Source organism: Pseudovibrio sp. Ad13 (assembly GCF_001623225.1).
Classification (GTDB): Bacteria; Pseudomonadota; Alphaproteobacteria; order Rhizobiales; family Stappiaceae; genus Pseudovibrio.
This window is the reverse complement of record NZ_LMCC01000034.1, coordinates 43,405-57,939: the sequence shown is the minus strand read 5'-3', so window position 1 is coordinate 57,939 and position 14,535 is coordinate 43,405. Positions and strand designations below refer to the sequence as shown.

The window sequence follows — 14,535 nt, the reverse complement described above, 5'->3', positions numbered from 1 at the left end:
ATTGGGAGGAATCATGCAGGACGAATTAAACAAGCGCAAACGTCGCTCTCTCACACCAGAGCAGCTTTTGAAGATGCGTCAACGCAATGCGCTCAAGGCAGCTCCGCGTGATCAAGACCCCCTGCCTCTGTCCTTTGCGCAGGAAAGGCTCTGGTTCCTCTCTCGCATGGAAGGCATCAATTCAGCCTATCATCTGACCCTTGGCTTGCGCCTTCGTGGTGAGTTAAACGTGACATACCTGCAAAGCGCGCTAGACCAGCTGATGGACCGTCATGAAGGCCTGCGTACAGTCATTACAGATGATAACGGGAAGCTGTCTCAAAGCTTCTCACCCCGTACCTGTGGCTTTCCCCTTCGCTTGCTCAAAATTGAGGTCGATAGCGACCCAGAAACAGAGATCTGCCGTTTGGCAGAAGAGGAGAGCACATGGTCGTTCGATCTGCTGCAAGGACCGTTGGCTCGCTGTTGTCTTATCCGGATCAACGAGACGCATCACGTGTTGCTGCTGGCATTGCATCACATCATTTCCGATGGGTGGTCCAACTTCCTCCTCCTCAAAGAGTTGGGTGAAAACTACTCTCATCTGGTAGAGGCAGGAACACCAATCGAGCGGGAAACACCCGATCTTACATACGCCGATTATGCCGTATGGCAGAAACAGCCGGAGCAGCTCAAAAAATTTGATGAGCAGAAGACTTATTGGAAAGAAACGCTTGCCGGTGCACCCGAGCGTTTGCTGTTGCCAACGGACCGGCGGCGACCTGCTCAGCAAAATTTTGCGGGTGAACTTCTGCCGTTGGAGTTAGGCCCTGAGTTGAGTGAAAAGGTGCGCCAATTGGCGCGCAACACGGGCTCCACCCCTTATTTGTTACTCATGAGCGCCTATGCAATCGTGCTCTCCCGTTTGTCTGGACAAGAGGATCTTGTCATTGGCACGCCATCTGCCAACCGTGTCCGCAAAGAGCTGGAAGAGATGGTGGGCCTGTTCGTGAACACACAGGCTTTGCGCTTTGATTTGAGCGAAAATCCCACTGTAAGCCAGCTGCTTGCTCAAATGCGAGGCATTTTCCTCGACAGTCAGGACAATCAGTCTCTCCCTTTCGAGCAGGTGGTGGAAGCGCTCAGTCCTCAACGGTCCTTGTCCTACACACCACTTTTCCAGGTCATGTTCGCATGGCAAAACACAGAGGGTGGAACCGCCCATTTCGCTGGTTTGGAATTGGACACTGTACGGCTGCCTCGCACCGCCTCCCAGTTCGATATCACACTTGAGCTGGTAGACGATGGCTCAAACATCTCCGGCGGCCTGGAATACGCGACAGCTCTGTTTGACCGCCAAACCTTAGTTCGGCTTGCAAGTTATGTAATGCAGGCTGTAAAGGCCATTTGCGCAGACCCGGAACAGGCAGTCGCCGAACTGCCCCTTATGGATGCAGCCACACATACAGCAACATTAGAAGCTTCCCGTCTTGCATCTATGGATGTACCGGCAGCAAGCGCCATCCATCTGCCGTTTGAAGAGGCCGCTGCGGCCCACGGCGATCGGGTTGCATTGATCAGCAATGAGATCGAACTCACTTATTCTCAACTGAACAGTCAGGCCAACAAGCTCGCCAGATACCTGCGCTCTAACGGCGTTGCAAATCAGGACCGGATTGCGGTGTGCATGCGCAAATCCGCAGACGCGGTTATCGCCTTGCTTGCTGTCCTGAAAACCGGCGCTGCCTACATTCCAATTGATGCGAACTATCCCCCTGAGCGGATCAACTCGCTTGTACAAGATTGCAAACCCAAAACCATTCTGGCCGATATGCATGGTCAGGAGCAATTGGATCAACTCACCAAGCTGTCTGCCCAGACTATTAATATTGAGAGGGGAAGAGATGAATGGGCGTCTCAGGATGAACGCGATTTAGATGTTCAAGTCGCGCCTGACCAACTGGCCTATATCATCTACACTTCCGGTTCGACGGGACAACCCAAAGGCGTCATGGTCGATCATCGTGCGATCTGGACTGTCAGAGACGCATGGTGCAGCCTTTACGACTTCAAAGAACCACCATGCGTTTTGCAGATGGCGAGTCTTTCGTTTGATGTTTTCACCGCAGACCTCGTCCGTGCCCTCACATTTGGGGGCAGGCTTGCCCTGGTGGATCAGGACGAGCTGGTAGACAGTACCGCCCTTCTCGCCAAGATTGAGCACCATCAGATAACATTCGGTGATTTTGTTCCAGCAGTTTTGGACAATCTCACAGCACACTTGCAGACGATCGGAAAACAGTCAACCAGCCTCAAAACTGTCGTGTGCGGTTCTGACCGCTGGTCGCCCAAAGGTGCTTGCGAAGCACGAAAGGTTTTCGGGCCAACAGTGCACATCATTCATGCTTACGGCTTAACCGAAACCGCCATTGATTGCCTCGCACTCAGCTTACCTGAGGAGATTTCTCCGAACACTACTCTGAGTCTCGGTACTGCACTCAAGAATTATCAGGCCTTGCTTTTGGACACTTCCGGCCAACCTGTCCCCGAAGGGGTTGTTGGAGAAATCTGTATTGCCGGATCTGGTTTGGCACGCGGCTATTGGAACGCACCTGAACTCACGAAACAAAAGTTTACCGATGTATCAATTGGTGATGGCCTGAGGATCTTCAAGACAGGAGATTTAGGCCGTCAGCTACGTGATGGGACAATCGAGTTTTTAGGGCGGAATGACCGGCAGGCAAAACTCCGCGGTTTTCGCGTCGAGCTTGGTGAGGTTGAAGCCGCTCTTGAAGCTGATGAACGCGTCACATCAGCCATTTGTGTTGTAAGACCTCACACCAGCGGCGAACAGCTTCTCGCCTATGTCGTCCTTGCGGATAATGTAGGAACTGAAGTTCCTCAAGCACTGAAAGCAAGCCTGAGCCAAAAACTCCCACACTTCATGGTTCCTGCCTGGATCACCGTCGTCGACAAGGTACCACTCACTCCCAATGGCAAAGTCAATCTGAAAGCCCTCCCGGACTTTGATCTGTCCACGCTCTCACAAACAGAGTTTGAGCCTCCACGAACAGGCAGAGAAACGGAACTCAGCCAGATCTGGTGCGATGTACTCGGTGTCGCCAATATTGGGCGTAACGATAATTTTTTTGCTCTGGGCGGACATTCTCTGCTTGCAGTACGGTTAGCTCAACGTATCCGTGATGCAATTTCCGTCGAAGTCCCGGCAACAATTGTTTTCACTGCCCCAACGCTTACCTCTCTCGCCGAGGCAATAGACAGCCAGACACGCACCGCAAAAAGACAAATTGAGCCCGCAGACAGAACACAGAACCTACCGCTTTCCTCCTCTCAGCAACGCTTATGGTACCTGGCAGAAATGGAGGGGCAGAGCGAAGCCTACCATATGCCATTGGTTCTGGAACTGAAAGGAAAGTTGGACGTCTCAGCCCTGTCTCAAGCAATTGAGAAAATCGTTGCACGACACGAGGCTTTGCGGACGTGTTTCAGTCAGAAGAACGGGACCGCCTATCAGGAAATTCAGCCAGCAAATGTTTGGCGGATGGGGGCGGTTACGCAAGTGGCTGCGAATGAGACGTTACAAGATCATGTCGCCCGTTTGATCTCTGTGCCCTTTGATTTGGAGGCGGGTCCGCTGTTCCGTGCGGATCTCCTGCGCTGTGACGAGAACCATCATGTGCTGGTGATTGTTATGCACCACAGCATTTCAGATGCTTGGTCCATGGGTATCTTCAGCAGGGAACTGAGTGTGCTTTATTCTGCTCTGTCCCAACATCAGGATACCAAGCTCCCCGATTTGCAAATCCAATATGCAGACTTCGCGCAGTGGCAGAGCAATGAGCTGAAGAATGGCTCATGGAACCAGCAAAAGCGCTATTGGAAGTCCAGGCTCAAAGATGCACCTGTGCTGCTGGAGCTGCCAACCGATCATTCAAGACCAAAGCGGCAATCCTTCAAAGGCACCGCAGTCCCATTGAATCTGGAGCCATCCTTAACTCAGAAGGTGAAGGAGCTTGCTGCATCCAATCGGAACACGTTGTTTACCAGTCTTCTTGGGACGTGGGCGCTGACTCTGGCTAAGCTTTCAGGACAGAAAGATGTCGTCGTTGGCAGTCCGGTCGCCAACAGAGATCATTCACAACTCGACAACATGATTGGTTTCTTCGCCAACACACTGGCCTTGCGGGTGGAGGCGAATGAAAGCCTTACCTTGAAAGAGTACCTGTCGCAGGTGCAGACCACTGTTTTAGAAGCGCAACAAAATCAGGACCTTCCCTTCGAACAGGTAATTGAGCATATCAACCCGCCGCGAAGTCTTGCGCATTCCCCCTTGTTTCAGGTGATGTTTGCCTGGGAGGGAGAGAACAATGACCGGTTCGAGCTTCCCGGTCTTTCTGTTGATGTTCTTCCTCACCACCATGGCGGTGCCAAGTTTGATCTGCTGTTGTCGCTTCAGGAAAGAGACGGCCAGCTGAAAGGCGCCATCGAGTTTGCGAGCGACCTGTTTGAGCCAGAGACCGTCACTCGCATAGCAAAGTACTTCGAGCATGTTCTCACTCAAATGGTTGCAGACGTGGGTACGGAGGTCCGTTCAATAAGTCTGTTGAGCGAAGAGGAACGAACGCTGGCGCTGGATGCATGGCAACAGCCTTCTGTGCCTTACTCTGAGTTTGAATGCATCAGCAGACGCATTGAAGAACACGCCACTTACACACCAACAGCCACAGCGCTGATCTTCGGCCAGACAGAACTCAGCTACGACGAGTTGAACACATGCGCTAATCGGTTTGCTAATGCACTTGTGCAGGAAGGCATTCGTACACGGGCAAACATCGCGCTTTGTGTGGACCGGTCACCCGAAATGATCATCGCGCTGCTGGGTATCTTGAAGGCGGGAGCCGTTATTGTTCCACTGGATCCCGCTTACCCTGAGGCCCGCCATCAGGCCATCTTGCAGGATGTTCAGCCTGATCTCGTCATAACCACAGATGCACTAAAGCCAAAACTGCCAGTCGAATTTGCGAGTGCAACAGTCACTCTTGCAGAGCTTGCACAAAAGAGCCAGCATACTTCGGCGGAGATTGCGGGCCTTACCCCTGCCCCTCTTGACCCGGCCTATGTCCTTTACACCTCCGGGTCTACAGGCAAACCAAAAGGCGTGGTACAGACCCACCGCACCTTGCGCAATCTGGTCAACTGGCAACTTAAACAGGTTCCCTCAGAAAGAGCCCCGTCGCGCATTCTCCAATTTGCCTCCCTCAACTTTGATGTGGCCTTTCAGGAGATTTTCTGCACGTTGTGTCAGGGCGCAAGCCTTGTGTTGCTTAGTGATGACCAGCGCAAAGACATCGGCAACCTTGCAGGCTTCATCAAGTCCAACGGCATTGAACGCGCCCACTTGCCCTTTGCGGTACTGCAACAGATGGCAGGACTTTTTGAGGCAGAGCAGCTGCTAGATGGCCCTGCTTGTGAAGTGATCACTGCTGGTGAGGCACTACTGGTCAATGACAGCCTGCGGCAACTCCTTAAAGCACTGGGAGGGCGCTATTTTTACAACCAATACGGCCCCACTGAAACTCATGTGGTGACCCAGCACGTTCTGGATTGCGCGCACATGGAGGCTTGGCCAGCCTCTCCGCCCATCGGCAAGCCCATGGATAACACCAGTGTGTTTCTTCTGGATGAAGGCATGCGACCTGTGCCTCCCGGAACGATTGGAGAGCTGTATGTGTGCGGAGACAATCTGGCTTTAGGTTACTTTGGTCAGAAAGAACTGACCACAGAACGTTTTGTCACGCACTCATTCGCCTCTCAAGACGCGCAACGCTTTTATCGTACCGGTGATTTGGCGGCCTACCTGCCAGATGGCAGCCTTGCCTTCCATGGCCGTGCAGATGATCAGGTGAAATTCCGTGGGTTCCGGATTGAGCCGATGGAGATCACGAACTGCATCTTACAGATGGATGGCATTCTGGAAACCGCCGTGATTTTGGACAAGCAAGCAGGCCCCGAGCATGCCCGGCTCGTCTGTTACTTCGTCGGCACAAGACCCGCTGGCACATTGCGGGCAGAGCTGAAAGCTCACTTGCCGGACTACATGATCCCAACGGACTGGATGCCTCTGGAAGAGTTGCCCATCACCCGGAACGGCAAGCTGGATCGAAGAGCTTTACCATCTCCTGTCCGCACAGGGAGTACAGACTATGAAGCACCACTGCCGGGGCTTGAAGCAGATATTGCTCAGATTTGGCAGGTGGTGCTCAAGGTGGAACAGGTTGGCCGCACCGACAACTTCTTTGACCTTGGCGGGCATTCTTTGCTGGCGACCCGCCTGATCCATGCAATAAACAAAGAACTGTCACTCGGCCTGTCCCTCAGTGATCTTATTGAAAACCCGACACTTGTTGACCTAGCTGCCTCGTCCAATACCAACACCGGCAAGGCAGAACACTCAGCGCTGCAAATCCATGCAGATGAAGCAAACCGGTATGAACCATTTCCACTCACGGACATCCAGCAGGCTTACTGGGTTGGCAGGGATGACAGTTTGGGGCTGGGCGGCGTCAGCGCTCATGCTTATGAGGAAATTGAGATCCCTCACCTTGATCTTGAGAGATTCAACGCTGCTTTGAACAGGCTGATCCTTCGGCACGATATGCTGCGAGCTGTTTTTGCCAGCGATGGAACCCAGCGCATATTGGAGGATGTTCCTGAATACATCATTCAAACTGACGATGCCTGTGGCCGCAGTGAACGTGTCGTGGAGCGCATCATCTCAAGAAACCGGGAGGCCATGTCGCATCAGGTTTTGGATGCGGGAACATGGCCGCTTTTCGAGTTCCGGGCCGTGCAGCTTGAGAATGAGATAACCCGGCTACACATTTCCATGGATGCGTTAATCGTGGATGCAGCCAGCAGCCAGATTTTCTCACGCGAACTGGCTACCTTCTATGAGGACCCGCAGGCAGAACTTCCGAGGATTGAAATCACGTTCCGCGACTATGTGGTGCAGGAACTGGCGATGCGGGATGACTCCCGCTATGCGATTTCTCTGAAGTACTGGCAAGACCGCTTGTCGGCTCTCGCTGCAGCACCGGAACTGCCACTTGCAAAACAGCCAGAGGCCATCAGCAATCCCCGGTTCACACGCAGACAACTTGTTTTGGAAGAGGCCAAATGGTCAACGATCAAAGCAAATGCGCGAAAGCATGGTGTCACCCCCTCCGGCTGTCTGCTGACAGCATTTGCGCAGGTGCTGGCCAAATGGAGCCAGTCGTCCCGGTTCACGCTCAGCTTACCTGTGTTCAATCGCCAACCGCTCCACCCCCATATCAACCGTCTCATTGGCGACTTCACGTCGATTGTTTTGCTGGAAGTTGGCTCGGACCCATCAAAGAGCTTTTCTGACAATGCAAAGGCAGTCCAGCGTCAACTCTGGAAGGATATGGATCATAGCGAAGTCAGTGGTGTGCGGGTTCTGCGAGAGCTCACGCGCCTGCGTGGTGAGCAGCAAACGGGAATGCCCATCGTCTTCAACAGCACCCTTGTGGAGATGATCCCGGATCAGGAGGAAATTACGCTTTCCTCCGCATTGGACGCTCAAAATGTACATACCATCACCCAAACACCACAGGTGTGGCTGGACCACACCATCATGGAGATTGATGGCGAGCTACATTTCAACTGGGACAGCATAGACGAGCTGTTTCCAGAGGGCATGATGCAGGACATGTTTGACGCCTATTGTGCTCTGCTAGAAGAGTTGGTCACCTCTGATCACTGGCAACAGCAAGTCCCCCAACACTTTCCTGTCTGGAACGCTGAGCGCGCACTTTCACAACATTGGCCATTGATGCATGAGCTGTTTGAAGAACAAGCGCTCAAAACACCAGCTGCTCCTGCCGTGATCTGCGGTGATCTGGTTTTGTCCTACAGCAAAGTCCGCCAGCGTGCCCGTAATCTTGCCACTCTCCTTCAACAGAAGGGCCTGGCCAAAGGTGATCTGGTTGCCATTCAGATGCGGACCGGTTGGGAACAGAGTGTAGCTGCCCTCGCCATTCTATATGCAGGGGGCGCATATCTTCCAATCGACCCGGATCTGCCGGCCAATCGCATTAAAGGCATATTGCAACGGACCGAGTGCAGGCTCGTATGCGTCAAGACAAGCCAGAGTGACACACACAAGGGGCTTCCTGCGCTTGCTCAAACGGTTGATGTTGGCGGGGAACTGGATGACTTGAGCGATAAGAAGCTGCAGGTTGTTGATACGCAGCCGGATGACCTTGCCTACGTGATCTTTACTTCAGGTTCCACCGGGGAACCCAAGGGGGGCATGATCGATCATCGTGGAGCGGTTAACACGTTGCTTGACATCAACCGCCGCCTAAACGTGCAGCCAGAAGATCGTGTGTTTGCCATTTCTGCATTGGGCTTTGATCTCTCAGTCTATGATATTTTTGGTTTGCTGGCGGCAGGTGGTTCCTTAGTCCTGCCCAATGAGGGTGAGGCAAAAGACCCTGCCCATTGGCTGGAGTGCCTCATTCGTCACAAGGTCACGATCTGGAATTCTGCACCCGCTTTGCTTGGTGTGCTGACAGATTATGCTCAAAGCGATCGCAAAAATCTCGGCTCGCATTTGCGTGAAGTGATGTTGTCTGGAGACTGGATCCCACTTTCACTGCCTGAGCGGGTGCGTGCACTCGCACCGAACGCGCATGTCTTGTCTCTGGGTGGAGCAACTGAAGCCTCCATTTGGTCCATCTGCTTCCCTATTCAGGATATCGCGCCGCATTGGAAGAGCATCCCCTACGGCAAAGCGCTCGACAACCAACAGTTTTATGTTCTGGATGAAGCGCTGGCCCCTCGCCCTTGCTGGGTCACTGGTGAACTGTACATCGGTGGCATTGGACTTGCGAAAGGCTATTGGCGGGACGAAGAACAAACCAACCATCGTTTCATCACCCACCCCAAGACCGGCGAACGCTTGTACCGTACCGGCGATTTGGGGCGCTATATGCCAGATGGAAACATAGAGTTTCTTGGGCGCGTGGATACTCAGGTCAAGGTGCAGGGTTTCCGCATCGAGCTTGGTGAGATCGAAACGGTGCTCAATGCCCATAAAGCCGTAAAAACCTCAGTCTTTAAGATGTTTGGCGAGGCACAAGGCGATAAGCAACTTATTGGCTATGTGGTTCCGGAAGAACGCGGTGTCGAGATCGACGCCCTTCTGGATCATTTACGCGCCCACCTGCCCCACTACATGGTTCCCTCTTCTCTCCTTGAGATTGAGCGCCTTCCGATTTCTGCAAACGGCAAAATTGATCGGAAGCAACTGCCGGAACCACGCAGTGAGACACAAGCTAAGCCAAGCCTCAATCTGCAAGGCGATCAGGAAGAGAAAATCCACGAGATTATCTCTCAGATCTTGAAACTGGATCACGTCACTCCCGAGGATAATTTACTGCAGCTGGGAGCGACCTCTATCGATATCACGCGCATTTCAAACGCGTTGTCGAGCACACTCTCATTCCGGCCGCCACTTGCAAAGTTTATGGGCAACCCAAGCCTTGCAACGCTCCTTGCCATGTATCGGGAGCAGTTTGGTCAGGTAGCGGGAGAAGCGCAACCTGACACAGCAAAGTCCGCAATTGCCACTCTTGAGGACCCGCTGCAGCGACAGACTTTCAAAGACCGTAATATTGGATTGCGCAAGTTTGGTCAGAAACATGGCGTACATCAATTGGAACACTCCGGCTCTCCTGAGTTCGACGAATTTGACGCCTACCGGTCGGTGCGTCAGTTCATTTTGGATCCTGTCCCCAAAACCCGATTAGAAGCACTCCTCACCGCATTACGGCGTAATCAGAACCTGGCAGCACCAAAGCACTTGTTTGCAAGCGCCGGGGGGCTCTATCCGGTGCAAACCTACCTTTACATCAAACCCGGTCGTGTGTTGGGCCTGGAAGGTGGGGCCTATTATTACGATCCTGAAAAACACGCTCTGATTTCGACAGCAGATGGCAAGGCACTGCCCCCGGATGCCTATGATTATTTCGTGAACCGGCCAGTTTTTGAAGAGGCTGCCTTCGCGCTTTTCTTCATCGCCGAGCGGCAGGCAATCGAACCCCTTTATGGCGAGATGAGCGAGCAGTTCTGGTTGATCGAAACAGGTGCAATGGCACAGCTGTTGACCATGCGTGCCCATGAAGCGGGATTAGGGCTGTGCGGCATCGGCTCCATAGATGAGACGGTTTTGACAGAGCTGTTCCGGTTGGGGCCTACTCATAAGCTCATCTATTCCATGATCGGCGGCGCACCCACCAGTGAGCAAAACCGGCAACACACCATAGAGACCTTCGGGACTGCGCTTGCCTCCTCAATGGAAGAAGATGAAATGGAGGAGTTTGAAATATGAAAGCTCAACAACTGCTTGATTATTTTGCCCAGCACAATGTGAGCCTCCAGACTGATGGAGAAAAGCTTCGTTTCAAAGCGCAAAAGGGGTTTCTGGGAGCTGATCTTGCCGCCGCTCTGAAAGCGGAAAAATCAGAGCTGATTCATCTGCTGCAACAACATGCATCAGAAAGGCAGGCTGAAGGTATCCCTCTTTCACCATCACAACGCCATTTGTGGTTCTTGCATCAATTGGAGCCAGAGAGTCCGTTTTACAATAACCCCGTTGCGCTCAAAGTTTCCGGAATATTCGAGTTGGAAACTCTGCACCGCGCCGTAAATGCTGTTGTTGCGCGTCACGACATGCTCCGAGCGAGGTTCAGCACAAGCAACGGAACGCCTACACAAACTTTTCCAGAACCTGCTGACCTGCCCTTTGACCTCTTGAACCTTTGCCATCTGAGTGCCGAAAAACAGGCGGAGGCGCTCAATGAACGGGTCCAGCATGAGGCAAGCCAACCGTTTGATTTAGAGCGCGGCCCGCTCGTGCGCTCAAGTTACATCAAGCTTGCAGATGATGAACATGTATGGCTCGTAAACCTGCACCACATTGCCGCTGATGGCTGGTCCATCGGTTTGTTTTTCAACGAAGTTACCGCTCATTACAACGCTTATCATAAGGGCATCTCGCCTGACCTTCCCCCTCTGTCCATGCAGTACGCCGATTATGTGCAGCATCATAACACCGAACGCAGTTCATCCAGAGAGCAGCAACAGATCCAGTATTGGACTGACAAGCTTGAGAACCTGCCAGACTTACTTGAGCTACCCACGGATTTCCCTCGCCCGGCAGAACAGACACATAACGGTGCTCACTTTGAACTCACGCTTGATGACAACTTGAGTGAACGCTTGCGGCTTTTCTGCAAAAGACGCTCAATCACGCCATTTGCGCTCTATCTGGCCGGATTTGCCGCCCTCTTATGGCGCTACAGCAAACAGGAAGGCATCTGCATTGGCACCTCTTTTGCCAACCGTCATCTGGCAGAGCTGGAGCCTCTGATCGGGCACTTCATCAACACGCTCGCACTCAAAACGCATGTCACGGCCACAAGCACCTTTGCCGAGCTGGTAACGCAGTCGCAAACGACCATTCTGGAAGCGCTGGACAATCAGGATTTGCCTTTTGAGAAAGTAGTCGAAGCTGTAAATCCGGAACGCTCACCAGCTCACTCGCCTCTGTTTCAGGTCATGCTGATTTATCAGAACCTGCCGGGTGGATCGGCTCAAATGGATGGTGTTGAAATCGAAACTCTGGCAACAGACAGCCAGACAGCAAAGTTCGATATCACACTGGAAGTATTTGAACGAGGCTCCACGTTTAGCCTTGGCTTTGAGTACAACAAAGATCTGTTTACGCCATCCCGCATTGCGCGAATGGCCAGTCACCTCACCTGCTTCCTCTCAAATGCTATCCAAGCGCCAGAAGTGGATCTCGGTGCGATTGAATTCATCCCCTCCGAAGAAAGACATCTGTTAACGCAGGTACGGTCTCATGGAGCGCAGCACGCGTTAAGCTCAACGTGCATTCACAAAGCATTTGAGGCTCAATGCGAGCACTCACCCCGAGCACCTGCACTCGTGTGCGGCGAAGACGTGTGGAGCTACGCCAGCCTCAACACCAAAGCAAATCAACTTGCCCGCCACCTGAAGGAACTTGGTGTTACTGAGGGAAGTCCAGTGGGCCTGCTCTTTGAGCGGTCCAGTGAGTTGGTGATAGCCATGCTTGCCGTGATCAAGGCGGGTGGTCATTTCATTCCGTTGGAGCCCGGACTGCCAATCAAGCGTCTTGAATATATGGTGCAAGACAGCCAGCCCAATCTGATCCTCACCCACCCAGAGGCATCGGAAGCGGTCACGAGACTCAAGAGCCATTGTGACGTTAAAATTTTATCACTGGATACGGAGCAACGAGCCAAAATCACTCATTCCTGCGGCACTGATAATTTGCCAGCTAACGGTATAAGCACCGAGGATCTTGCCTATATCATCTACACGTCAGGAACCACCGGCGTTCCAAAAGGCACCAAGCTCACACACAAGGGTTTGGTGAACCTCATAGAGTGGAGCAATCGCACATTTCCAGGCAAGCCCGGTGATGCGCTTTTGCAGAAGACACCGATGGGATTTGATGCGGCGATCTGGGAATTCTTCTGGCCATTATGCTCTGGTGCATCGCTGGTGCTGGCTCCGGCTCATGCTCACACCTCTCCTGCAGAACTTGCAAAGATCTGTGTATCTCATGGTATCACCAGTATCCAGTTCGTTCCCGCAATGCTGGATCTGTTTCTTGACGAACCGGAGACTGCCCAATGCACCCGACTGCGCAATGTGTTTTGCGGTGGTGGTGAGTTGAGCGGCGCACTTATGCGCAAGTTCTCCAGCAAGCTGCCGTGGGCAACACTGCACAATGTTTACGGCCCGACTGAATGCACCGTAGACAGCACCTGGCATAGTGTGAAGCCGGAAGATCTGGACAAACCTTCAGCTCCCATCGGCAAACCCATATCGAATGCAAGGACTTACCTGCTTGATGAGAGCATGTCGATTGTCCCGATCGGACTGGTTGGTGAGCTTTACATCGGTGGTGCCGGCCTCTCCTCTGGCTATCTTAACGCCCCGCAGCAACAAGCATCAGCGTTCATTACCAGCCCATTCAACTCAAGTGAACAGCTCTACCGTACCGGCGATCTTGCCTACTATGATGAACAAGGCCAGCTGGTTTTTGCAGGCCGCAAAGACAACCAGATCAAACTGAATGGCTTTCGCATCGAGCTGTCAGAGATTGAAGCTGTCCTCCGACAACATCCCGAATGCCGCAGCTGTGCCGCGCTCGTGGTTCAGCAAGTGGGTGGTGCTGCTCAACTGGCACTTTGCTACACCACATCAGACGGTTCTCCCCTCGTAGAAAGTGACCTTCGTCGTCATCTGGCAGAAGCGCTTCCGGACTACATGCTTCCTCATATTTTGCTACATTTAGAAACTCTCCCTCTCACCAATAACGGTAAGATTGATTATTCCAGCCTCAAGGCATCTGTGCTGGCCCATGAGGCTGTGTTCAAGGTCAATCAGGAAAGCCCACGCGATCATATCGAGCTCCAGATCTATAACATCTGGAAGGAAGTGCTCCTCCATCCATCCATCGGGATCAGCGACAGTTTCTTCCATGTCGGTGGTTCTTCCATCGCAGCGATCAAAGTGGCCCATCGAGTTGGTGAGGCGTTCAAAATTCAAGTCCCGCCCAAAACGTTCATTCTAAATCCGACAGTAGAGGCGCTTGCCAGTTGGATACGAACCGGAGCTGCGGAAGAGAACTCCCGCGACAACCTCATTACGTTCCGCGAAAGCCAAAACGGCGAGCATGTCGTGTGCGTTCATCCTGCTGGTGGGACAGCCTTTTGTTATCTGTCTCTGGCGAAGATCCTGGCTGATGACATTGGCGTTTATGGCCTACAATCGCCCGGCCTCAACGCGGGAGAGGAAACTCTCCCCTCCATAATGGCCATGGCCAGCGCCTATCTGGAACGTATCGAACACATCGCGCATGAAAAAATTGTCCTCACCGGCCTGTCGTTTGGGGGCTACGTTGCCTATGAGATGGCCCGACTTCTGAAAGCCCGTGGTAACCACAATGTCAGCGTCATTCTTCTGGACACTCAGGGGTTTGAGGAGCATGAGCGCCAGAGCCTTGCACCAGTGGATCTTGCAGAATTTCGAGACAAGCTGGTGAAGTTCAATGGGATGTATCCGGGCATCGATGACGAGCAAATAAAGCGCTACCATCAGGTTTACAATCACAATCGGGCCTGTGTGCTGGATTATGACTGCCAGCCATTGGACGCGCGAGTTGTGTTCATTCAGGCGCTTGGCTCACTCAACAAAGGCTTCCTGCATCAACTACGTCAGTTTTGGATTGAAAGAGCTTCAGGTGGCTTCATGACGAGACTGGTTCGGGGGGACCACTGGGAACTGCTTGAATCAGAAGAAATACAGCGTGTCAAAAAAGCGATTTCCTATGAGTTTCAATTATTTGAGCGGCAAACCACCTCTCCTGCCGTTCCTATGCAGATAGACGCTTAGAGG

At 52.8% G+C, this 14,535-nt stretch carries 2 protein-coding genes; both read left to right on the top strand.

What is annotated here, in order from left to right:
- Positions 1-13: 13 nt before the first annotated feature.
- A complete protein-coding gene (locus tag PsAD13_RS25610; RefSeq protein ID WP_063319899.1) occupies positions 14-10,414 on the top strand; it encodes a non-ribosomal peptide synthetase in 10,401 nt (3,466 codons plus the stop codon).
- On the top strand, positions 10,411-14,532 hold the full coding sequence (locus PsAD13_RS25605) for a non-ribosomal peptide synthetase (protein WP_063319898.1): 4,122 nt from the start codon (positions 10,411-10,413) through the stop codon (positions 14,530-14,532). The genes PsAD13_RS25610 and PsAD13_RS25605 overlap by 4 nt, the downstream gene beginning before the upstream one ends.
- Positions 14,533-14,535: the final 3 nt, after the last annotated feature.